Source organism: Sphingomonas sp. TDK1, from assembly GCF_001650735.1.
Classification (GTDB): Bacteria; Pseudomonadota; Alphaproteobacteria; order Sphingomonadales; family Sphingomonadaceae; genus Sphingomonas.
Genome location: NZ_LXVY01000002.1, coordinates 156,042 through 178,029, shown reverse-complemented (window position 1 = coordinate 178,029; position 21,988 = coordinate 156,042). Strand labels below are relative to the sequence as shown.

Sequence of the window (21,988 nt, the reverse complement as noted above, 5' to 3'; positions counted from 1 at the left end):
CCAGCTTTGTGGCTCCCTCTACCGGACGTGAAACCGCGGCGATGTCGCCAAGATGGTCCAGGTGAAGGGCCGGGCCGCCGGGAAGTTTCACGATCAGTTCTAGCTTGCCACCGACCGCCTCTACGTAGCTACGCAACGTAGATAGATACATGTCGGCCTGCTTCTCGATCTTGGAGACGGACGGCTGTTTGATGTTCAGGGCGTTGGCGATGTCCTCCTGTGCCTTGCCGGCGATCTGGCGCAGCTCCCGCAAACCTTCAACCTCCTGCCGCATCGCCTGATAGCGGGCTTCTACTTGGTCCTGCTGATCCTGGGGCAGCGAGGCGATAACTTCGGTTAGGCTCCCGCCCATTACAATCTTCCCTTCTTTGCGCTTTTCAGGTTTTCCAGATGCTCGGAAAACCGGCTGTCCGCCTTTGTGATAAGCTGCTTGTAGAAGCGTTTCTGGCTGCCGCCCGATTTGTCGCCCGCGACGAGAAGGATGGCCTTCCGTTCGGGATCGAAGGCGAAGGCAGCGCGCCATTCGCCATCGGCGGCCGAGAAACGCATCTCCTTCATGTTGGCGTGTTTCGAGCCTTTGAGCGTGTCGGCGTAGGGCCGACCGAGCTGCGGGCCGTATTCGCCTAGCAGCTTCGCGACCGCCAGCAATTCGGTCTGGACCTCGCGCTCGAAAGCCAGAAACTCCGCCTCGAAGGCATCATGCAGTCTGACGTTCCAAGTCATATAGCCTCCAAGCTATGCGGAGTCAATGGTGAGCTGGATCGCATCAGTTGCCGCCCTCGGCTACGCCGGCCTGGCGCAGCAGGTCGCCAAGACTGGCGCCACCGATGCGGCAGCGTGCGATAACGCGGTCAAAGGAGCGGACACGGCCGCTGCGCCCGCGCTCGGATGTGCATATGACCTTGCGCTGCAGGGCCAGGTGTTCGAGCGTCGTCTTGGCTGCGGGACCGCCGGGAGTGTGTAGCTCCGGAGCATTGAAATCGACGAGGCGGACTTCAATCCACTCATTGGGGTCCGCCGTTCGCCCGACACAGAGGCCGTCGCCGTCGCCCACATATCGGACGATGCCGGAGAACTGGACGCCCGCCCGCGTGGGAAGAGTGCCTTCGCACGGATCTGCGTGGGCCGGGGCGGTGTAGCAGAGAGCGGCGGCGGCCAGCAGGAGAAGCCGACCGCTCACGCTGCCTTCTTCAAGGCGCTGGCGCCTTTCTTCTTCGTCAGCATCGCGCGGACGGACTTGTCCCACTTTGCCATGCCGGCGCGCTTCTCGGGCATGTAGTTCCAGCGGTCGTAGTTCTTGGAGCTGACGTCCTGAAGCGCGTGGTTCTGGAGACGATCACGGATTTCCTTGGAGACACCGGCCTTGCCGGCGAGCGTCTTGAAGGTCCGACGGAGATCGCGGTTCGTCACATAGGGGATTACGCCGCGATCGCGCTGGCGCCACATGAACGAGTAAAGCGTACCATGGCTGACAGGCTTCGACGGGTCAGTCGCAGAGGGGAAGAACCAGCCATATTCGTTCACGTTGATGGATTCGAGCAATTCGGCGGCAAGCGACGGCACGGGAACGGCGTGCGGCTGAAGGTTCTTGGTCTTCGACCAGTCGATGATTCGCTCCCTGGCATCCCATTGGTCGATGTGGAGGCGAGCAATTTCCTGGACTCGCTGGCCGGTCAGCATGAGAATGCGAACGGCGCGGGTATAGGGCGGGTGGATTGGCGTGTCGGGGCTTTCCAGCCAGCGATAAAGCCGCACGAACTCGTCCTCGTCGAGCCAGCGCGTGCCTTGGACCTTGGGTTCGGTCGGAATGCCCGTGGCCGGGTTGAAGGGAATTCGGAAGCGGCGCGGTGAAGTGTTCCGATAGTCATTGTCCGACTTCATGCCCCAGCCATAAGCTGCGTGGATATAGCCGCGAACATGATCGGCCATCGCCCTCGCTCCGCGGTCGTAGATCGGTCGGATGACTTCGACGATCTCTTCGGGATCGATCTCGCGGGCGAGGCGATTGCGGCCAAGCGTGTCGGCGATCTTGTTCAGGCCCTTTTCCGTTTCTTTCCACGACGGCTTGCCTGCGGTCTTGAGCGAGGCGACATAGCCCTCGAACAGGTCGGCGACAGTACCGGGCCGCGTGTCGGTCGCGATCCTGATGCTCCGGCCCTTCTGGATGACGTCAGCGTAGTCGCGTTTGTAGATCTCGCGCGCTTCGGCGAGCGACATGGACGGATAGGCGCCGATCTTCTTCTTGGTGCGCTTGCCTTCGCGCCATTGCTGCGCCATCCAATCGGCGGTCACGCGCTTAGGCATCGGCTTCAGGACGAGGACGAGCCGCCCTGTCCCGCGCCCTTCGCCATCGGCAAGGTTTTCTTGTTTCTGGCTCGCTTCGACGCGCTTCAACGCATGTCGGATCGTGGTATCGGTCAGGCTTGGCATCACGTTTCTCCTGTCCCGCAACTGGGATCGGTCAAGGAGAAACGAGGATCGTTTGCTGGGAGCGGAATGCCGTTTCCTACCCCTTAAACCGCCCCCAATTTGCCAAAACCGCCCCCACTACGCAAGACCAAAATTATGCAAATTTCCTAGTGATTCAGCGTGCTTGTGCGTGATCCAGTGTGATCGATCTGAGAGAGTGGGATGGTTGTGGACCAGGATCAGCGCCGCCGAGCCCAGGTGCAGCGCGCGGGCGATCACCTGGCGGACGTAGAGCGGCGCCTCGTCGATCGAGCCTTCGTTCATCAGCTCGTCGCGGATCAGCATGTTGCGAGTGTTGAGGTGAAGCACGCGCACCCGTTCGATCGCGTGGGGGGCCATGTCGGCGCGGAGATAGTCGAGCAGCGCCTGCCAGTTGGCAAGGACCGGCTTCTCGCGGACCCGCGCCTGGAGTAATCGCAGTGCCGCCGCGTGCACGGCCTTCAGTGCAGCGATCTGGGTGTCCTTCACACCGTCGATCCGCAGCATCGCCTCGGGATCGGCGGCGAGCAATCCGGGCAGGCCACCAAATTCCTGGAGCAGCGTCTTGGCGAGCGGCTTGGTATCCTTGCGCGGGATGGTGAGGGCCAGCAGATACTCGATGAGTTCGTGATCGAGCAACGCATCCGGCCCGCCTTCGAACAGGCGCTGGCGCAGCCGGGCGCGGTGGCCGCTGTTGTCGGGAGAATCCATCGACATTCGCGCGACTATGCAGATGCGCGCGCACTCCGGCAATCCATGACCGCGGCGGGGGACGTCCGGTGCGCGATCATACTGCCTTCGCTGCACCGCGGGAGACATAAACGGCGGATTTCCGCGCCCGCGAACATTGTTGATGGAGACGAAGCGGCAACGAAGCGCAGCATCTTGCAACGGTTGACTCGGTCGATTGGTCTTCCTAAAGCGCCCGTACATCGCGGCCATCGGCTTGCGGTGCTGTATGTCGCCCGCCCGATGCGCGGCGGCTTTTTCATATCTGGATCGCCGTGCTCGCTTTGTCTGACGACCCTATCCGTTCCGACCTCGACCGTCGCATCGCCGATGCGAAGGCGGCGGTGCGTGCGGATGCGGAGCAGGTGCGCAAGCCCGAAAAGGGCTATAAGCAGGGCTCGCGGGTGCTCGCCGAACTGATCGGCGCACCGCTGGGCGGCGGGGTGATCGGTTTCGCGCTCGATCGCTGGCTGGGAACGAGCCCCTGGGGCCTCTTGATCCTGCTGGTGCTCAGCGTGATCGTGGCGTTTCGCAACATCTACAAGATTTCGAAGGAGCGCGCAGAGTGAGCGCCGGCAAAATCGATCCGATGGAGCAGTTCAAGGTCGAGCCCGTACTGGGCCGGCATATCGACCTGTTCGGCTATGACATCTCCTTCACCAACTCGGCGCTGTTCATGTTCGTGGTCGCCGCGCTGCTGTTCATCTTCATGGTGGGCGGCATGCAGCGCAAGCTGATCCCGGGCAAGTGGCAGCTGATGGTGGAAGGGGCGGTCGGGTTCATCGACTCGATGGTCAACGTCAACATCGGCAAGGGCGGCAAGAAGTTCGCGCCGTACATCTTCTCGCTGTTCTTCTTCATCCTGTTCGCCAATCTGGTCGGCGTGCTGCCGCTGGCGATCCTGCCGGGGCTGCACACCTTCGCGGTCACCAGCCACATCACCGTCACCGCGGTGCTCGCCTTCTTCTCGTTCGGCATCGTCCTCGCGGTCGGCCTGATCAAGCACGGCTTCAAGTTCTTCTCGCTGTTCGTGCCGCACGGCGCGCCGGGTTGGCTGATGCCGGTGATCATTCCAGTCGAGCTCGTCTCGTTCCTGGTCCGCCCCTTCTCGCTGGGCTTGCGACTGTTCGTCGCGATGACCGCAGGGCACATTCTGCTGGAAGTGTTTGGCAGCTTCGTCGTCCAGGGGCTGAGCAGCGGAACGCCGCTGGGCGGCGTGGTCGGCGTGCTCAGCTTCGCCATGATCGTCGGCGTCAGCGCGCTCGAGCTGCTGGTCTGCGCGATCCAGGCCTATGTGTTCGCGCTGCTGACCTCGCTGTATCTCCACGACGCGGTGCACCTGCACTAAGTCGTTCCGTTTCGAATTACCGTTTTTACCGAATTATCTAGGGAGCTAGAAATGACTGATCTGGGTGCAATGTACATCGGTGCCGGCCTGGCTGCGATCGGTATCGGCCTCGCCGCGCTCGGCGTGGGCAACGTGTTCGGTTCGTTCCTCGAGGGCGCGCTGCGCAACCCGGGTGCGGCTGACGGCCAGCAGGGCCGCCTGTTCATCGGTTTCGCCGCGTCGGAACTGCTGGGCCTGATCGCGTTCGTCGTCGCGATCCTGATCCTCTTCGTCGTCAAGTAAGCAAGAACGGAGGCCTCGGCCCATGCCGCAGCTATCCCAGATCGGTGAAATCTACGCCTCGCAGCTCTTCTGGCTCGCGATCGTATTCGCCCTGATCTATTTCGGGATCGGCAAGGCGATGGTCCCGAAGATCGAGCGGACGATGGAAGATCGCTCCGCCCGCATCGCCGGGGACCTCGCTGCGGCCGAGGCCGCACGCGACTCTGCGCGCGCTGCCGACGAGGCCTATCAGGCGGGGCTGGAAGCCGCCCGTGCCGAGGCGCTGCGGGTGACCGCCGGCGCCAAGGCACAGGCTTCCGCCGCTGCCGAAGCCAAGCTCAAGGCCGCCACCGCGGCCGACGATGCGCGGCTGGCCGACGCCACCCGCACCATCGCCGAGCGTGAACGGGCGGCAATCGTCGAGATCGAAGCGGCGACTGTCGAGGCCGTCGAAGCGATCGTCGCACGCGTCTCCGGCGTTGCCGTTGACCGCGCCAGCGTCGAACAGAAGGTGAAGGCGGCGCTTGCCCATGGCTGAACAAGCTCATTCCCTGAACGCCGAGGTCGGTACCGTGGAACTCCATCATGAGCCGGCGGTGTTCGGCATCACTGCGCCGGGCTTCGTGGCGCTGTCCATGCTGGTCGTGGTGGTGATCATCCTCGTCAACAAGGTGCCGAGCATGATCGGCGCCATGCTCGACAAGCAGATTTCCAAGATCCGCACCCAGCTCGACGAAGCGTCGAAGCTGCGGAGCGAAGCCGAGGCGTTGCTCGCCGAGGCGAAGGCCCGCACCGCGTCCGCCGATGCCGATGCAAAGGCCGTCGTCGCCAACGCGCAGGCCGAGGCAGCTGCGATGCAGGCGAAGGCCGAGGCCGATGCAGCCGACCTGATCGCCCGCCGCACCCGCATGGCCGAAGACAAGATCGCGGCCGCCGAGCGCAGCGCGATCCAGTCGATCCGCGCCAAGGCAGCCGATGCCGCCACGACGGCCGCCACGGCGGTGATCGCGGAGAAGCATGGTGCCGAAGCCGACAAGGCGCTGGTCGACAAGACCATCGCCGGGCTGGGCCGGCTCAACTGAGCTGGCCTGCCACGCCGCCCATGCTATGGGACGGGGATGGCGGAACATAAATCCTATCGCTGGCTGAGCGCCGGTGCCCTGGTGGCACTGGCGCTCGCTGCGTTTGTGGCGGTGGTGGCAGTGCGCCACGCGGCCGACGATCACGCGCGCGCGACCGATGTGAGGGCGCGGGCGGACGCGACGATGCGACGGATCGAGGCGCAGGTGGACCAGCTGGAGAACGAGGCGGGTACTCAGTAGCGCGGTAACCGTATCCTCCCCCGCCAGGGGGAGGTGGCAGGCGCAGCCTGACGGAGGGGGAGGAAGCACGGCGGCGAGGTTCTGGCATCCTCCCCCTCCGACCCGCTTGCGCGGGCCACCTCCCCCTGGCGGGGGAGGATATGGCTTCCTTGATGTGTCGTCGTGCCCGAGATTAAGTGGCATCCGCCCTCTTCCACCCCTACATCGGCGGCAATGAACGACCCCAATTCCCCCGAGCGATTCAACGAGGAAAAGGCCACCTATGCGGTCCGCGGCGCCGAGACGCCGGACCTCGAGGCGGGTGTAGCCGCGATCCGCAACGTGCTGCAGACGCTGCCGATTCGCCCGGGCGTCTACCGGATGCAGGACGCGCGTGGCGACGTGCTCTATGTTGGCAAGGCGCGGGCGCTGAAGAACCGGGTGACCAACTACACCCAGGTCAACCGCCTCTCGAAGCGGCTCCAGCGCATGGTCGCGCAGACCCGTTCGATGACGATCGTCACGACCAACAACGAGGCCGAGGCGCTGCTGCTCGAGGCGCAGCTGATCAAGCGCTACCGGCCGCCCTACAATGTGCTGCTGCGCGACGATAAGTCGTTCCCGTTCATCCTGCTGCGGCAGGATCACGACTTCGCCCGCGTCCAGCTGCATCGCGGCGCGCGGCGGGCCAAGGGCGATTATTTCGGCCCGTTCGCGGGCGCCGGGCAGGTACGCAAGACGCTCAACGCGCTGCAGAAGCTGTTCCTGCTGCGTAGCTGCACCGACGGCTTCTTCGCCAGCCGCGACCGGCCGTGCCTGCTGTACCAGATCCGCCGCTGCTCGGCGCCCTGCGTGGGCCGCATCGACCAGGACGGCTATGCCGAGCTGGTCAACGATGCGCGTGACTTCCTCCAGGGCAAGTCCACCAAGGTCCAGGCCAAGCTGGGCGAGCAGATGCAGGCCGCGGCGGAGAATTTGGATTTCGAGCTGGCCGCGATCCTGCGTGACCGGCTGAAGGCGCTCACCTTCATCCAGGGCAGCCAGGCGATCAACGCCGAGGGCGTTGGGGATGCCGATATCTTCGCGCTCGCCGCCAAGTCGGGCGTGATCGGCATCGAGGCCTTCTTCATCCGCGGCGGCCAGAACTGGGGCCATCGCAGCTTCTTCCCGAGCCACACCCAGGACGTGCCCGAGGACGAGGTGCTCGCCGCCTTCCTGATGCAGTTCTACGAGGAGGTGCCGCCGGCGCGGAACGTGTTCGTCGACCGCGATCTGCCCGAGGCCGAGCTGCTCGCCGAGGCGATGGGCGAGCGTGCTGGGCACAAGGTGGCGCTGTCGGTCCCCCAGCGCGGCGCCCGCCGCCGCCTGCTCGACCAGGCCAAGCGCAACGCCGAGGAAGCCCTCGACCGCCGCCTCGCCGAGAGCACAACGCAGGCCAAGCTGCTCCGAGAGATGGCCGACCTGTTCGACCTGCCCGAGCCGCCCAACCGCATCGAAGTCTACGACAACAGCCATATCCAGGGCACCAATGCGGTGGGCGCGATGATCGTCGCCGGGCCCGAGGGCTTCCGCAAGAGCCAGTATCGCAAGTTCAACATCAAGCGTCCCGAGACCATCGCCGGCGACGATTACGGGATGATGCGCGAGGTGCTCAGCCGCCGCTTCGCTCGCGCGCAGGACGAGGACCCCGATCGCAGTCAGGGCGACTGGCCGGACCTGGTGCTGCTTGACGGCGGCCGCGGGCAGCTCAACGCCGCGCGCGCGGTGTTGGAGGAAATGGGCATCGAGGATGTCTGCATGGTCGGCGTCGCCAAGGGGCCGCACCATGGCCGCGACGGCCGCGAGGTGTTCCACCTGATGGACGGCAGCGAGCGGATGCTGCCGGTCAACGCGCCCTTGCTGTTCTACCTCCAGCGGCTGCGCGACGAGGTCCACCGTTTCGTCATCGGCGCGCACCGCGACAAGCGCGCCAAGGCGATCGGCGCCAGCCCGCTGGACGAAGTGCCCGGCATCGGCCCGGCGCGGAAGAAGGCGCTGCTGATGCACTTCGGCACCGCACGGGCGGTGCGCAACGCGAGCCTGGAGGATCTGCAAAAGGCGCCGGGCGTCTCGGCCGGCGTGGCGCAGCAGGTCTACGATTTCTATCACAGCCGATAGCGCAAACGCTTCGTCGCGCGCAGAGGGCACTTGAGCGTCCCGCCGCATGCGCTACGCTCCAACTTGGTTTTGAGGGGGAGTTGCATGCGGGGGCGTCGAGTGTTGTTGGCCGTGTTGTTGTTGTCCACGGCAGGGGTAGCGCATGCCGGGGACAAGCCGCTCTACCAGCCGGCGCCCGCCTGGGTGCTGCCCGCCCCGGCGGTGGATACCGCCAAGCTCGACGATGCCGCGCCGGTGCTGCAGATCTTCGATCAGCAGCAGCGCTTCGAGGACGGGCAGGTCGCGATCTATTTCGAAAGCGCGATCCGGGTCGCCTCGCCCCAGATGCTTACGCAGAGCGGCACGCTGCCGCTGCAATGGGATCCCGGCAAGGGCGACCTAATTATCCACAAGCTGCAGATCCTGCGCGCCGGCGAGCGGGTTGACCTGCTGGCCAAGGGGACGCGCTTCAACGTGCTCCAGCGCGAGCAGAAGCTGGAGCAGTTCGCACTCGACGGCATGCTCACCGCTACGGTGGCGCTGGAGGGGCTGCGCGTGGGCGACGTGCTGGACGTGGCCTTCACGATCACCCGCAAGGATGCGGTGCTCGGCAAGAACATCATGAGCGTGGTGCCGATGGTCCCCGCGCCGGCGAAGCTGGGCTTCGGCCGTGCCCGCCTGCTCTGGAAGGACGACATCCCGCTGGCATGGCGCGACTATAGCGGCGGCGTGTTCGGCTCGGCGGACCGGCATGGGCCGGAGCCGAAGCCCGTCGCGGGCGGCTATCGCGAAGTGCTCCTGCCGCTGCCGACGCCGAAACCACCCGAGCTGCCGGACGATGCGCCCGCCCGGTACAAGCCGCTGCCGATGCTGGACGTGAGCAGCTATGCGGACTGGGCGTCGATCTCGCGGGCGATGGCGCCCTATTATCGGAGTGAGGGCGCCATCCCGGTCGGGAGCCCGCTCGCCGCCGAAGTCGCACGCATCGCAGCCGCCAGCAAGGATCCGCGGACGCGTGCAGCGATGGCGCTGCGGCTCGTGCAGGATCAGGTCCGCTACCTGTTTCGCGGCATGGACAGCGGCAACTATCGCCCCCAGGCGCCCGCGGAAACCTGGACGCTGCGCTATGGCGACTGCAAGGCCAAGACGCTGCTGCTCGTTTCACTGCTGCGGGCGCTGGATATCGAGGCCGAGCCGGCGCTGGTGAGCAGCGGCCTGGGCGACCTCGTCGAATCACGGCTGCCATCGCCGGGCGCATTCGACCATGTGATCGTGCGCGCGACGGTGGCCGGCAAGACGCTGTGGCTGGACGGCACCCAGGGCGGCTCGCGCGTCGAGGATCTGGACGATGTGCCGGCCTTCAAGACGGCGCTGCCGATCCGCGCCGCAGGCGCGGGGTTGGAGGCGATGCCGATGCGGCCGCCCGCACGCCCCGCCCAGCAAGTGTCGGTCACTTTCGATGCGACGGCGGGCATCGACTTCCCGGAGCTCTACACGATCCGCATCGTCTATAGCGGCGCGATGGCCGAGGCCCTGCGGGGGGCTCGCTCACAGATCGACAAGGACAAGCTGGTCGCGTTCCTCGATCCGCAGATCACGGCGGTGCTGGGCAATCACAGCGCCTATGACCAGAAGATGGAGGACGATCCAGCCGGTGGCACCGTTACCGTTTCGGCCAGCGGCGTTGCCTATCAGGACTGGCAGGAGGATCGTGGCCGTCAGCGCCTCTCGATCGACGCCACGGCCGATCGAATCAGCTTCGCGCCAAACCGCGCGCGTACGGCGTGGAAAGCCATCCCGGCGGTGAGCGGCGCCGCTGGCGACGTGTGGGTGGAGCGCCGGTGGCAGCTGCCCAATGGCGGCGACGGGTTCACGCTCGAAGGCCAGCAGACACTGCCGGCGGCGCTGGCGGGGATGCAGCTTTCGCGCAAGGTGGCGCTGGGCAATGGCTGGGTGTCGCTGCAGGACCGCATCACCACGGGGCTGCAGGAGGTTGCCGCGGCGCAAATTCCGGCTGCACGCGCCGAGGTGGCGCGAGTGAAGGCCAATCCGCTCCGTCTGGTCGCGCCGGCGGATCAGCCGCCGCGCTGGGCCGCAATCCTGTCCGCGCGTTCGAGCATTCGCCTGAAGCCGATCTTCGAAGCCTATGCCAAGGCCATAGCCGCCAAGCCCGAAGATCCGGACGGCTATACCGACCGCGCATGGTTCTACGAGACGATCTATGATCGCGAGGATGCGATCAGCGATCTGACAAAGGCCATCGCACTGGCGCCGACGGCCGATACGTTGCTCCGGCGCGCCCAGGCCTATTTCGCGCTGCATCAGGACGACAAGGCATTGGCCGACCTGCAGGCCGCGCTGGAGCTGGAGCCGGATTCGGACGGTGCCACCGCCGCGCTGGCGACTTTCAAGCGCGACAAGGGCCAGTTGGACGAGGCGCGCGGGCTGATTGAGGCGCGGATCGACCAAGGGGGAGAGAAGAAGCTCGGCTGGCAGATGCAGCTTGCCGACTTGCTCGCGGAGGCCGGACAGGTCGACGAGGCCGTCGCCGTGCTCGACGAGGCGATCGCGGCCGCACCGCGCAATGCTTCGCTGCTCAACAGCCGCTGCTGGATCCGGGCGACGCATAATATCGCGATTCCGGAAGCGCTTCAGGATTGTACCAGCGGCGTGGAGCTGGGCAGCAGCTCGGCCGCAGTGCTCGACAGCCGCGCCATGGTCTATTTCCGCATGGGGAAGCTCGATGCGGCGCTGACCGATCTCGATGCGGCGCTGCGGGCCAGCCCCGAGCAATCGGCGAGCCTTTATATGCGGGGCGTGATCGGCAAGCGGACCAAAGCGAAGGATGCCGATGCCTATCTCGCGGCGGCACGGATGATCGAACCGCGAATCGACGAGCGGTTCGCACGCTATGGGATCAAACCCTGAGCGCTTTGCCATTTCTTCATTCTGGGTAGGTTAGGCCAGTTCGCGACAGACCCCAGTCTCCGGGGCGAGAGCGAGACGCGCCTGCATGCCTACCCATGTCTTCCTGACGATTGATACCGAGCTGATGTGGCGCCACCACGTCGCCGGTCTCGATCTGGCGGAAGTGGTGACGAGATCGTTCGAGCCGGCCGGAGTCGGCGTAGGCTGGCAGTTGGAGCGGCTTGCGCATTACGGGCTCAAGGCATGTTTCTTCGTTGATCCGATGCCGGCGCTGGTACACGGCATCGCGCCGATTACGGCGATCGTCCGGGCGATCCGTGCGGCTGGGCAGGAAGTGCAACTGCATCTCCATCCGAACTGGACCGGCGCGAGTGCGACGGATCGCGGCCAGATCCCGACGCGGTTCGATCTCGTCGATTACGGTGCTGAGGAGCAGCGCAAGTTGATTCGGCAGGCCCGGTCGCTGCTGATCGAGGCGGGGGCGTCGGCGCCGATCGCGTTTCGAGGGGGCAGCTATTCGGCCAACGACGCGACCTTGGCGGCCCTGGCGACAGAAGGCTTCTTGTATGATTCGAGCCATAACGGCTCCGAGCAGCCCTGGCCGAGCGCGATCGGGCTTTCGGCGCGCCGCATTGCCCCGGTAATGCACCAGGGGATTATCGAAGTGCCGGTGACGCTGATCGATGCGGGCACCCAGTTACGGCACTTCCAGATCTGTGCGCTTTCGGCCCGCGAGATGCGTGCGGCGCTTGATCATGCGGTGGCGGCGCACCACGCCGCAGTGACGATCGTCAGCCATGGCTTCGAACTGGCCAACCGCACGGGAACGCGGCCCAATGCGGTGCATGTCCGGCGCTTCGAGACCTTGTGCGGCATGCTGGCTGCCCGGCGAGATCTGCTGCCGACCGCCCATTTCGCCGACCGGCCGCCGCTGGTGCTGCACCAGGACGATGCACCGCTAGCCCCCAGCAGGCTGCGCACCCGCCTGCGGCAGGCCGAGCAGCTCTGGTCCAATATCGTCGAGGAACGGGCGGGGTGAGCGGCGCGCACTCCGTGTCGATCCGCTTCATGGTCGGCGCGCGCACGCTGACCTCGGTGCGACGGCGGCTGGTGCGGGTTCCGCACACGCTGGCTGAGGTGCGGTCGGGACGCTGCCGTGCGTTGCCGCCGCTGCCGGCGGACGCCGAAGGCTATCTGGTGACGTCGTTGCCGGAAGCGGCGTGCGATTCATTGCTTGGCAATGGGATGCTCGGGCTCGTCCGGCAGCGCTACACTCGCTTTCATGTCGACCTGTCGCTCGGGTTCGATGCCTGGGGGGCGGGCTTGTCGGCGAACACGCGGCAAGGACTGAAGCGCAAGGCGCGCCGGATCGGGGGGGAGGTGCGGCGCTTCCGTACCCCCGAGGAAATGGCGGTCTTCCACCCCCTGGCGCGGGCGGTCTCGGCGCGGACCTATCAGGAGCGATTACTGGGCGCGGGGTTGCCAGAGGACCCGGTCGGATTGCAGCGGCTTGCGGCAGCGGATGCAGTGCGCGCCTGGCTGCTGATGCTCGGCGAGCGGCCGGTGGCCTATCTCTGCTGCCCGGCGGAGGGCGACACGCTGATCTATGCGCATGTCGGACATGATCCGGAGTTCGCCGCGCTGTCGCCCGGCGCGGTGCTGCAGCTGGAAGCGCTGCGCGACCTGTTCGCCGAAGGTCGCTTCGCCTGGTTCGATTTCACCGAGGGCGAGGGGCAGCACAAGCGCCAGATGGCGAGCGGCGGGGTAGCCTGCCTCGACCTGATGATGCTGCGCCCAACGCTGAGCAACCGGGCGCTGATCGCTTCGCTGGCGGGGTTCGACAGCGGCGTGGCGCTAGCCAAGCGTGCCATTCAATGGGTCGGCGCCGAACGGATCTCCCGGCGCCTGCGACGCGGTTAGCCTAGCACGCGGTCCACGCGCGCGGCGGAGAGGCCGTAATAGTTGGACACGCGATCGGCATAGGCTTGGGTGAATTCCGGTGCGTTGCTCGCCCAGCTTGGGCCACCTTCGAGCACGCGGCGGTCGATCGTGACGACATAGTCGTCGCCCGTCGCGTCGTAGGCAATCAGCTCGAAGGGCAGGGGGTAATAGCTCTTGCCCATGCCGAGGAACCCGCCCAGGCTGAGCACCGCGTAGAGTGTGTGGCCGGTGCCCTTTTCGACCATGAAGGCCTGTACCTGGCCCAGCGAGTCCCCGTCGCGGCTGCGCACCTTTAGCCCGTCGACGCGGGCGGTGACGAGCAGACTGGTGGTTTCGGGCGTATCGGACATGGTCGGACTTCCTTCTGGAACTTGCGCTCTTCGGAATGCACGAGCCCCGAACCTCGTTCCGCAGACGGGACGACCCGTACCAAGTTTCCGCTGCACGCTGGTGGAGGGCGCGCCCAGATTGCGTTTAGGACGCCATAGCCATCCGACTTCAGCGAAGCGCTTCGGCAAGCCGCAACAGGGCTGCGGCGATCGTCCCGGGATCGAGCGGGGCGGAAGCGTTACGCAGCCGCGCTTCCACTTCCGACACGATGCCGGACGCCGCAGCCAGCACCTCGCGTCCGCGCTCGGTCAGTTCGGTAGTCTGTACGCGTCCATGGTCGGGATGCGGCGCGCGGACGATGAATCCGGAACGCTCGAGCGCCACCACGATTCCCTGCATCGTTTGCGGCGTCACGAAAGATCGCCGCGCGAGCTCGGCGTTCGAAGCGCCCGGCTTCGCCTTGAGGAAGTTGAGCACCGCATATTGCGGCGTGGTGAGCCCGATCCGCTGGAGCCCGGCGTCCATATGCGTGCGCAATGCCTGCTGCGCCAGCTTCAATGCAAATCCAATGGTGGCGTACGGGTCAGCCATTTCCGTCTCCAGCTTTTGGCTTGACATATCAGGGTCCTTATATATTATCAGGGTGCTGATACATTATGTGTCACAAAAAAAGGAAGCACGCCATGGCCCACCTCCTCGGTCCCGACTTCATCAGCATCCAGACGCAGGACCTCGATGCTGCCCGGATCTTCTACAACGAGGTGGTCGGGCTGAAGCTCGCGCCGCAAAGCCCTCCGGGCGCGGTCGTGTTCGATACCGGCGCGGTTTCGTTCGCCGTCCGCACGCCGGTCGGGCCGCTGAATACCGAGAATGCGCTGGGGGAGGGCGTCGCGCTCTGGTTCGGCTGCGACGATGCCGATGCGCTGCACGGGCAATTGGTAGCGAACGGCACGTCGATCGTCTTCGCGCCGAAGGACGGACCATTCGGCCGCTATTTCGCGTTCCGCGATCCGTTCGGCTATGCGATCACGGCGCACACGGTGGGTTGAGGCAGGCGCGCGTCGCACTTCCGCCGACGGTGTGGGCGGGAGTGCCGACGGCGCTCAGCCCCGGCGGCGCATCACCGCCGCTTGCCGAACCAGATGACATGGCGCGGGCCCTTGCCGTTCTGGCGGGCGCGCACGGCGACTTCCTCCACCTGGAACCCGCTGTCGCGCATCCGGCGCGCGAAGGGCGCGTCGGGTGCTGCGGACCACACCGCGAGGATGCCGCCGGGGCGAAGCGCCTGGCGGGCGGAATCGAGGCCGCGCATCGAATAGAGGCTATCATTGCCGATACGGGTCAACCCGTCCGGGCCGTTGTCGACGTCGAGCAGGACCGCGTCATAGGCATTCTGGCCATCGGCGATTACCCGGCCGACATCGTCGAACACAATCTTGACGCGCGGATCGTCGAGGCACCCATTGGTCAGCGCCGCCATCGGTCCGCGCGCCCAGTCGACGATCTTGGGGACCAGCTCGGCCACCGTCACCTTGGCGTTGCTCCCGAGAACGCCCAGCGCGGCGCGGAGGGTGAAGCCCATGCCATAGCCGCCGATCAGCACCCGCGCCTCGCGCTTGCCGAGCCGTTCGAGCGTCATCACCGCCAGTGCTTCTTCCGAACCGCTCATCCGGCTGTTCATCAGCTCGTTGCGTTCGAGCACGATCATGTGATCGTCGCCCCGACGGAACAGCCGTAGCGGCTCGCCGCCGGGGACGTCGGCGGTGTCGAGCAATTCGCGGGGGGTCATGCGGCTAACCCCAAGCTGTCATCCCGGCGGAAGCCGGGATCCATTCGCCACTCGGTTCCAGCTTGAGCTTGGACGGCGACCCCAATGGATTCCGGCTTTCGCCGGAATGACGACTGATGGGTACGGGTAAAAGCCATCAACCGAGCGCCGCCTTCAACTTAGCGAAGAAGCCGCTCGATTGCGGGCATTCCTCGCCCGTCTCGGTCTTGCGGAATTCCTCGAGCAGCTCGCGCTGCTTGGCCGTCAGCTTGGTCGGCGTCTCCACCTCCAGACGGACCACCAGGTCACCGCGACCGCGACCCTGCAGCACCGGCATGCCGGCGCCGCGATGGCGCATCTCGCGGCCGGACTGGGTGCCGGCATGGATCTTGATCACATGCTCCTCGCCGTCGAGCCCCGGGATGCGGATCTCGCCGCCCAGCGCCGCCGTGGTGAAGCTGATCGGCGCATGGGCGTACAGCGTCGTGCCCTGCCGCTCATAGAGCGAGTGGCGCGTCACATGGAGGAAGATGTAGAGATCGCCCGCCGGTGCCCCGCGTGCGCCGGCCTCGCCCTCGCCGGTCAGGCGGATACGGGTGCCTTCGTCGACGCCGGGGGGAATCTCGATCTTGAGCGTCTTGGTCTTGTCGGTCCGGCCCTCGCCGCGGCAGCTGCGGCAGGGTTCGGCGATCACCTCGCCCGCACCATGGCAGGTGGGGCAGGTGCGCTCGACCATGAAAAAGCCCTGCTGCGCGCGCACCTTGCCGTGGCCGGCGCAGGTGGTGCAGGTCTTGGCCTTGGTGCCGGGCGTGGCGCCGGAGCCGTTGCAGCTGTCGCAGGGGCCCGAGACGTCGATGGTGATCTCAGTGGAATGGCCGTGGAAGGCCTGTTCGAGCGAGATTTCCATGTCGTAGCGTAGGTCCGCGCCGCGCCGCTGGGGCCGGCCACTGCCGCGCCCGCCGCCCATGAATTCGCCGAACACGCTTTCGAAAATGTCGCTGAACGCGCCGAAATCGCCGTTGCCGCCGTGATGGCCGCCGCCGCCATTCTGGAACGCGGCATGGCCGAAGCGATCATATGCTGCGCGCTTTTGTGGATCCTTCAGACAGTCATAGGCTTCGTTGATCGCCTTGAACTTGTCTTCATGTTCCTTGCACCCGCCATTCTTGTCCGGGTGATATTTGATCGCCAGTTTTCGATAGGCCGACTTGATCGTCGCATCATCGGCGGTGCGCTCGACTTCGAGCAGTTCGTAATAATCGACTTCGGTGGTCATTCAAAAAAGCCCTCTCCCCGCTTGCGAGGAGAGGGTTGGGAGTGGAGCCTGTCCGACACGGTACGCGTCATCTCGCCGCACTCCCCCTCTCCCCGGCCCTCTCCCCCAACGGGGAGAGGGAGGGGCAATAGTTACGCCTTGTTGTCGTCCACTTCCGAGAACTCGGCGTCGACCACTTCTTCGCCACCGGCTTCGCTGCCGGCCGCGGCACCCGCGTTCGGCGAGGCGTTCTCGGCAGCCTGCTTCTCGTAGATCGCCTGGCCGAGCTTCATCGCCACCTGGGCGAGGTTCTGCGCCTTGGCGGTCATCGCATCGGCGTCGCCGCTCTCGATCGCCGACTTGGTCTCGGCGATCGCCGCCTCGATCTCGCCCTTCAGCGACGCGTCGACCTTGTCGCCATTCTCGGCGAGCTGACGCTCGGTGGTGTGGACGAGGCTCTCGGCGTTGTTCTTCGCTTCGGCCGCCGCACGGCGCTTCTTGTCCTCGTCGGCGAACTTCTCGGCATCGCGAACCATCTGCTCGATGTCGCCGTCCGAAAGACCGCCCGAGGCCTGGATGCGGATCTGTTGCTCCTTGCCGGTGCCCTTGTCCTTCGCCGAGACGTTGACGATGCCGTTTGCGTCAATGTCGAAGGTAACTTCGATCTGCGGCACGCCGCGCGGCGCCGGCGGGATGCCCACCAGGTCGAACTGGCCGAGCATCTTGTTGTCGGCCGCCATCTCGCGCTCGCCTTGGAAGACGCGGATCGTCACCGCCTGCTGATTGTCGTCAGCGGTGGAGTAAACCTGCGACTTCTTGGTCGGGATCGTGGTGTTGCGGTCGATCATGCGGGTGAACACGCCGCCCAGCGTCTCAATGCCCAGCGACAGCGGGGTCACGTCGAGCAGCAGCACGTCCTTTACGTCGCCCTGGAGCACGCCGGCCTGGATCGCCGCGCCGATGGCGACGACTTCGTCCGGGTTGACGCCGGTGTGCGGCTCCTTGCCGAAGAAGTCCTTCACGACCTGGCGGACCTTGGGCATGCGGGTCATGCCGCCGACGAGCACGACTTCGTCGATCGCCTCGGCCTTGACGCCCGCATCGGCCAGCGCCTTGCGGCACGGCTCGAGGGTGCGCTTGATCAGGTCGTCGACCAGGCGCTCCAGATCGGCGCGGGTGATCGTCTCCACCAGGTGCAGCGGGGTGGTCGCGCCACCTTCCATGCGGGCGGTGATGAAGGGCAGGTTGATCTCGGTCGTCGCCGCCGACGACAGCTCGATCTTCGCCTTCTCGGCCGATTCCTTCAGGCGCTGCAGTGCCAGCTTGTCCGTGCGAAGGTCGAGACCTTCCTTCTTCTTGAACTGATCGGCCAGGTAATCGACGATCTTGTTGTCGAAGTCCTCGCCGCCGAGGAAGGTGTCGCCGTTCGTTGCCTTCACTTCGAACACGCCGTCGCCGATTTCGAGCACGGAGATGTCGAAGGTGCCGCCGCCAAGGTCATAGACCACGATGGTCTTGTTGTTGTCCTTGTCGAGGCCATAGGCGAGCGCCGCTGCCGTCGGCTCGTTGATGATGCGCAGCACTTCGAGGCCCGCGATCTTGCCGGCGTCCTTGGTCGCCTGGCGCTGCGCGTCGTTGAAGTACGCCGGCACGGTGATGACGGCCTGCGTCACGCTCTCACCGAGGTACGACTCCGCGGTTTCCTTCATCTTCTGTAGGATGAAGGCCGAGATCTGCGACGGGCTGTACTCTTCGCCGCCGGCCTTGACCCAGGCGTCGCCGTTCGAGCCGCGCGCGATCGTGTAGGGCACCAGCTCGGTGTCCTTCTTGGTCACGGGGTCGTCGAAGCGGCGGCCGATCAGGCGCTTCACCGCGAAGATGGTGTTGTCCGGGTTGGTCACCGCCTGGCGCTTGGCCGGCTGGCCGATCAGGCGCTCGCCATCCTTGGCGAAGGCGACGATCGACGGCGTGGTGCGCGCACCTTCGACATTCTCGATGACCTTGGGCTTGCCGCCTTCCATAACGGCGACGCAGCTGTTGGTCGTGCCCAGGTCGATACCGATAACTTTAGCCATGGTCCTCGTTGGCCCCCACAATCGAAACAAAAGGGTTCATAAGCGTTGTCCGGATGCCGGCCCCAGAAGAGGCGGCCGTCGTCCAGATGTCCGAGGGGGGATATAGGTGCGTCGTGCCTTGCCGCAAGACGCCCGTCTTTCTACAAGATTTCCCAAATCAAAGAGGGAGGATGCCGATGCGGAGTCTGGCGGGGCTATTGGCGGTGACGATGTTGGCGGCCTGTTCGCCGCAATCGGACGGCGTGAAGGTCGACGGCGCCTGGATACGCCTGCCGGCGGTGGCCGGCCAGCCCGGTGCCGCGTACTTCACGCTGCACGGCGGACGCGAGGCGGAGACGCTGGTCGGGATCTCTACCCGCGCGGCGGACCGGGCGGAAATCCACGAGAGCGTGAAGGATGCCGGTGGGGTGGTGAAGATGACACCGCTTGCCAGCATCGACCTGCCGGTGGGGTCGGAGGTGAAGTTCGCGCCGGGCGGCAAGCATATCATGTTATTCGGGATGGTGCCGAACGTCCATGGCGGCGAGAAGGTGCCGCTGACATTGCGCTTCGCCAGTGGACACACGCTTACGGCAGAGGCGGATGTCGCGGTGCCCGGCGCCGAGGGACGGTAGGGTTTACTGGCTCCCCTCCCGCCTATGGGAGGGGAGTGCCGGCCTCAGAAGGACAACCGTGCGCGGCCCAGAACGCGGTTGCCGCTGTGTCGCAGGTCCGCATAAGGGGATGTGACGGCACGGTTGGTGTCGATGTCCGTCCCGACATAGTCAACGCCTAGTGTCAGCGGCCCGGTGACATGTTCCACGCCGATCCGCCAGTCCGTATAGTCGCCGGTTGGGCGCAGCCGGGCTGCGCGGGCGTCGTCGGTGCTGCCGGTCGTGTGGCCGATCGACCCGGACACGGTGAACGGCGTTGTCGGGATTCCTACTGCTGCGCCGGCGTGCAGATAGAGATTGTCGCCGCCGATCGGCCCCTGGTCGGGCGCATAGGTTGCGCCCCCGTTCAGCCGCAGCGGCCCAAGCGAAAAACTGCCGTCGGCGCCGACCTCGACATAGTCCATCGCCCGCGCCGCACCGGTAAAGACATGGCCGGTCACGAAGCCGCGCAGGTTGAATGCGCCGATGCCGAAGCCATGACCGGCCTCTAGATCGAACACCGTATCGGCGCCGGCATGGCGGCTGGATTCGCGTACCATCGCGACGCGGGCGGAGGCGTCGAAGCCAAGGATACCGGCACTCGCGTCGGCGGAGGCGCTCAACTGATTCTCGCTCCAGCTTAGGCCGCGGCGGCTCTCGTCGGTCGAAAGCTCGACGCCGCCGGAAACCTTCGGCAGCACCTGGGCCTGGGCAGCGAGCGGAAGGGCGAGCGCGGCAAACGCGGCAATAGCAATCGGGATACGCATCAGGTGTTTACACGTCCTATTTGATCGAGTTCGGCGCGCAGCATTTCGGCATCCCGGGCCGCCAGCGCTTCGACCGCGCCTCGCATGTCCTTCGTTGCACTGGCAACGTCCTTGGTGATGGCCGCGCGGTTGGCGGTGCACCAGCCGGGACGACTGCCCGAGGCGACGGCCTCCTGCCGCAACTCGCGCTGCAGCGTGCCGGCGGCGTGGCGAGCTTGACGGTCGACCACCAGATCCGCCTGCCAGCGGCACCGCAACGTCGAGGCGCGTCCGCCGGGCGCCGCCACGCCGAGCTGCTGGTGGCGAATGTCGATCTGCGCACGATAGTCAGTGTGAACCGGGCCGGCGGGGTGGTCGATGCGCACGCTGTGCGCGATCTCGGAAAAGGGGGCGGCGAGCAGCAGCCCCAGAATTAACGGGATCATGGCTCTTCTCCTGCGGTCGCCCCGGCTGTTGTCGCCGGTGGCACCGCGTCTTTGCGCGCCGTCTTTGCCCCAATGCAAGTTACCAAGTGTTTCCGGGGGCTTGGCCGGCGCCGCTGAAATGTCGACCGTCGTACGGGTTGTGGGGCGGGGCGGGAGGCCTACATCGCGGCCAAACAAGCGGAGAAGCACATGACCGGCACGCGCACCGAAACCGATTCGATCGGCGCGATCGAAGTTCCCGCCGACGCCTATTGGGGCGCCCAGACCCAGCGATCGATCCAGAATTTCCCCTTCGGGCCGGAGGAGCGGATGCCGATCGGCATCGTGCATGCCCAGGCGATCGTGAAGCAGGCTGCCGCCCGCGTGAACGTGAAGCACGGGCTGGACCCCAAGATCGCCGAGGTGATCGACCAGGTCGCGCAGGAAGTGATCGACGGCAAGCTGGACGACCAGTTCCCGCTGGTGATCTGGCAGACCGGCAGCGGCACCCAGACCAACATGAACGTCAACGAGGTGATCGCCGGCCGCGCCAACGAGATCCTCACGGGAAAGCGTGGCGGCAAGAGCCCGATTCACCCCAACGATCACGTCAACATGGCGCAATCGTCAAACGACAGCTTCCCGACCGCGCTGCACATCGCCGCTGCCCGCGCGGTGACGCTGGACCTGTTCCCCGCGCTGGAGCGGCTGCACACCGCGCTGGACCGCAAGGCGCACGACTGGGATCATATCGTCAAGATCGGCCGTACCCATCTGCAGGACGCGACGCCGCTGACGCTCGGCCAGGAATTCTCCGGCTATGCCGCGATGCTCGCCTCGGCGCGGGCGCGCTTTCAGAGCGTGCTGGAGCTCGACATCTTCAAACTGGCGCTGGGTGGCACGGCGGTGGGCACCGGCCTCAACTCGCCGCCCCATTATGCCGAAGATGTGGCGGCGGAGATCGCCAAGATCACCGGCCTTCCCTTCGTCTCGGCGCCGAACAAATTCGAGATGCTGGCGACCAAGGACCAGCTGGTGAACCTGTCCGGCGTCTGCAACACGCTGGCGGTGTCGCTCACCAAGATCGCCAACGACATCCGCCTGCTGGGTTCCGGCCCGCGCTCCGGCCTCGGCGAACTGGAACTGCCGGCGAACGAGCCGGGCAGCTCGATCATGCCCGGCAAGGTCAATCCCACGCAGAGCGAATCGCTGACGATGGTCGCGGCGCAGGTGATCGGCAACCACACCGCCGTCACCGTGGGCGGCATGCAGGGCCATTTCGAGCTCAACGTGTTCAAGCCGCTGATCGGCGCCAACGTCCTGCGCTCGATCACCCTCATGGCGATCGGCATGACCAACTTCGCCGAGCGCGCGGTGGACGGCGCGGTGGCGAACGAGGCGCGGATCAAGGAGCTGGTCGATCGCTCGCTGATGCTGGTCACCGCGCTGGCGCCGGCGATCGGCTACGACGCGGCGGCGAAGATCGCCAAGAACGCGCACGAGAAGGGGCTGACCCTCAAGGAATCCGGCCTGGCGCTCAGCCTTGTCGATGAAGCGACCTTCGACAAGTTCGTGAAGCCGGAGACGATGATCGGCCGTTGATCAGCTGCGGCGAGCGGCGGGAACGCTGCCGCCGCACCACCGTTCTTGCGGGGAAGGAGAAGA

The 21,988-nt window shown here is 65.8% G+C and carries 25 protein-coding genes; 13 read left to right on the top strand and 12 right to left on the bottom strand.

The genetic code is table 11. The features are described 5' to 3' along the window. From A7X12_RS02145 to A7X12_RS02125, 5 genes are all read right to left on the bottom strand, one after another. Window positions 1-352, bottom strand: a 352-nt coding sequence (locus tag A7X12_RS02145; protein ID WP_084444965.1) for an XRE family transcriptional regulator, incomplete at its 3' end; no start/stop codon positions are given. Then, the gene (locus tag A7X12_RS02140) at window positions 352-723 is read right to left on the bottom strand and encodes a type II toxin-antitoxin system RelE/ParE family toxin (RefSeq protein ID WP_064309995.1); all 372 of its coding nucleotides are present in this window, start codon (window positions 721-723) and stop codon (window positions 352-354) included. The genes A7X12_RS02145 and A7X12_RS02140, both read right to left, overlap by 1 nt. 43 nt (window positions 724-766) lie before the next feature. After that, window positions 767-1,180: a thermonuclease family protein gene (locus A7X12_RS24910; protein ID WP_084444963.1), complete on the bottom strand. Its 414-nt coding sequence runs from the start codon at window positions 1,178-1,180 to the stop codon at window positions 767-769. Beyond that, window positions 1,177-2,430, bottom strand: coding sequence for a tyrosine-type recombinase/integrase (locus A7X12_RS02130; protein WP_064309993.1), 1,254 nt, complete (start codon window positions 2,428-2,430; stop codon window positions 1,177-1,179). The genes A7X12_RS24910 and A7X12_RS02130 overlap by 4 nt, the downstream gene beginning before the upstream one ends. Window positions 2,431-2,547: 117 nt before the next feature. Continuing rightward, complete coding sequence (locus A7X12_RS02125) at window positions 2,548-3,165, bottom strand: JAB domain-containing protein (RefSeq protein WP_064309992.1); 618 nt, start codon at window positions 3,163-3,165, stop codon at window positions 2,548-2,550. A gap of 287 nt (window positions 3,166-3,452) precedes the next feature. Between A7X12_RS02125 and A7X12_RS02120 the strand changes: the two genes are divergently transcribed. The 10 genes from A7X12_RS02120 (at window position 3,453) to A7X12_RS02075 (ending at window position 13,071) form a co-directional block, all read left to right on the top strand. Continuing rightward, window positions 3,453-3,746 (top strand): AtpZ/AtpI family protein, encoded by a 294-nt coding sequence (locus A7X12_RS02120; RefSeq protein ID WP_443029285.1) that lies wholly within the window; start codon window positions 3,453-3,455, stop codon window positions 3,744-3,746. A gap of 20 nt (window positions 3,747-3,766) precedes the next feature. Next, the gene (locus A7X12_RS02115; protein ID WP_198161826.1) at window positions 3,767-4,525 is read left to right on the top strand and encodes a F0F1 ATP synthase subunit A; all 759 of its coding nucleotides are present in this window, start codon (window positions 3,767-3,769) and stop codon (window positions 4,523-4,525) included. Window positions 4,526-4,594: 69 nt separating this feature from the next. Further along, window positions 4,595-4,807: a F0F1 ATP synthase subunit C gene (locus A7X12_RS02110; RefSeq protein ID WP_010544368.1), complete on the top strand. Its 213-nt coding sequence runs from the start codon at window positions 4,595-4,597 to the stop codon at window positions 4,805-4,807. Between the two features lie 22 nt (window positions 4,808-4,829). Further along, window positions 4,830-5,324 (top strand): F0F1 ATP synthase subunit B family protein, encoded by a 495-nt coding sequence (locus A7X12_RS02105; protein WP_064309990.1) that lies wholly within the window; start codon window positions 4,830-4,832, stop codon window positions 5,322-5,324. Next, complete coding sequence (locus A7X12_RS02100; protein WP_064309989.1) at window positions 5,317-5,868, top strand: F0F1 ATP synthase subunit B family protein; 552 nt, start codon at window positions 5,317-5,319, stop codon at window positions 5,866-5,868. The genes A7X12_RS02105 and A7X12_RS02100 overlap by 8 nt, the downstream gene beginning before the upstream one ends. Before the next feature lie 36 nt (window positions 5,869-5,904). Next, window positions 5,905-6,108: a hypothetical protein gene (locus tag A7X12_RS02095; protein WP_064309988.1), complete on the top strand. Its 204-nt coding sequence runs from the start codon at window positions 5,905-5,907 to the stop codon at window positions 6,106-6,108. Between the two features lie 213 nt (window positions 6,109-6,321). Further along, window positions 6,322-8,244: an excinuclease ABC subunit UvrC gene (uvrC, locus tag A7X12_RS02090; protein ID WP_064309987.1), complete on the top strand. Its 1,923-nt coding sequence runs from the start codon at window positions 6,322-6,324 to the stop codon at window positions 8,242-8,244. A gap of 84 nt (window positions 8,245-8,328) precedes the next feature. Then, a complete protein-coding gene (locus tag A7X12_RS02085) occupies window positions 8,329-11,151 on the top strand; it encodes a DUF3857 domain-containing protein (RefSeq protein WP_064309986.1) in 2,823 nt (940 codons plus the stop codon). Window positions 11,152-11,236: 85 nt separating this feature from the next. Then, window positions 11,237-12,190, top strand: a complete 954-nt coding sequence (locus A7X12_RS02080; RefSeq protein ID WP_064309985.1) for a hypothetical protein — start codon at window positions 11,237-11,239, stop codon at window positions 12,188-12,190. Further along, a complete protein-coding gene (locus tag A7X12_RS02075) occupies window positions 12,187-13,071 on the top strand; it encodes a GNAT family N-acetyltransferase (RefSeq protein ID WP_084444961.1) in 885 nt (294 codons plus the stop codon). Before A7X12_RS02080 ends, A7X12_RS02075 begins: the two co-directional genes overlap by 4 nt. Here the strand turns inward: A7X12_RS02075 and A7X12_RS02070 are convergent. Next, the gene (locus tag A7X12_RS02070; RefSeq protein ID WP_064309984.1) at window positions 13,068-13,442 is read right to left on the bottom strand and encodes a PRC-barrel domain-containing protein; all 375 of its coding nucleotides are present in this window, start codon (window positions 13,440-13,442) and stop codon (window positions 13,068-13,070) included. The genes A7X12_RS02075 and A7X12_RS02070 overlap by 4 nt on opposite strands. Before the next feature lie 148 nt (window positions 13,443-13,590). Further along, on the bottom strand, window positions 13,591-14,013 hold the full coding sequence (locus A7X12_RS02065) for a MarR family winged helix-turn-helix transcriptional regulator (protein WP_157105475.1): 423 nt from the start codon (window positions 14,011-14,013) through the stop codon (window positions 13,591-13,593). A gap of 92 nt (window positions 14,014-14,105) precedes the next feature. Here A7X12_RS02065 and A7X12_RS02060 point away from each other — a divergent pair, with 92 nt between their 5' ends. Then, on the top strand, window positions 14,106-14,471 hold the full coding sequence (locus A7X12_RS02060; protein ID WP_064309982.1) for a VOC family protein: 366 nt from the start codon (window positions 14,106-14,108) through the stop codon (window positions 14,469-14,471). A gap of 71 nt (window positions 14,472-14,542) precedes the next feature. On the opposite strand, the gene A7X12_RS02055 is transcribed toward A7X12_RS02060, so the two are convergent. The 3 genes from A7X12_RS02055 to dnaK form a co-directional block, all read right to left on the bottom strand. After that, window positions 14,543-15,211 (bottom strand): spermidine synthase, encoded by a 669-nt coding sequence (locus A7X12_RS02055; protein WP_064309981.1) that lies wholly within the window; start codon window positions 15,209-15,211, stop codon window positions 14,543-14,545. Window positions 15,212-15,347: 136 nt separating this feature from the next. Next, the gene (gene dnaJ, locus A7X12_RS02050) at window positions 15,348-16,466 is read right to left on the bottom strand and encodes a molecular chaperone DnaJ (RefSeq protein WP_064309980.1); all 1,119 of its coding nucleotides are present in this window, start codon (window positions 16,464-16,466) and stop codon (window positions 15,348-15,350) included. 131 nt (window positions 16,467-16,597) lie between these two features. Further along, complete coding sequence (gene dnaK / locus A7X12_RS02045; RefSeq protein WP_064309979.1) at window positions 16,598-18,520, bottom strand: molecular chaperone DnaK; 1,923 nt, start codon at window positions 18,518-18,520, stop codon at window positions 16,598-16,600. Between the two features lie 176 nt (window positions 18,521-18,696). Here dnaK and A7X12_RS02040 point away from each other — a divergent pair, with 176 nt between their 5' ends. Further along, a complete protein-coding gene (locus tag A7X12_RS02040) occupies window positions 18,697-19,134 on the top strand; it encodes a copper chaperone PCu(A)C (RefSeq protein ID WP_084444970.1) in 438 nt (145 codons plus the stop codon). 44 nt (window positions 19,135-19,178) lie between these two features. On the opposite strand, the gene A7X12_RS02035 is transcribed toward A7X12_RS02040, so the two are convergent. Continuing rightward, window positions 19,179-19,919, bottom strand: coding sequence for a TorF family putative porin (locus A7X12_RS02035; RefSeq protein WP_064309977.1), 741 nt, complete (start codon window positions 19,917-19,919; stop codon window positions 19,179-19,181). Continuing rightward, a complete protein-coding gene (locus A7X12_RS02030) occupies window positions 19,919-20,344 on the bottom strand; it encodes a hypothetical protein (protein ID WP_064309976.1) in 426 nt (141 codons plus the stop codon). Before A7X12_RS02030 ends, A7X12_RS02035 begins: the two co-directional genes overlap by 1 nt. Before the next feature lie 189 nt (window positions 20,345-20,533). Between A7X12_RS02030 and fumC the strand changes: the two genes are divergently transcribed. Then, window positions 20,534-21,925 carry a class II fumarate hydratase gene (gene fumC / locus A7X12_RS02025; RefSeq protein ID WP_064309975.1) on the top strand — a complete coding sequence of 464 codons (1,392 nt, stop codon included), beginning with the start codon at window positions 20,534-20,536 and terminating at the stop codon, window positions 21,923-21,925. Window positions 21,926-21,988: the final 63 nt, after the last annotated feature.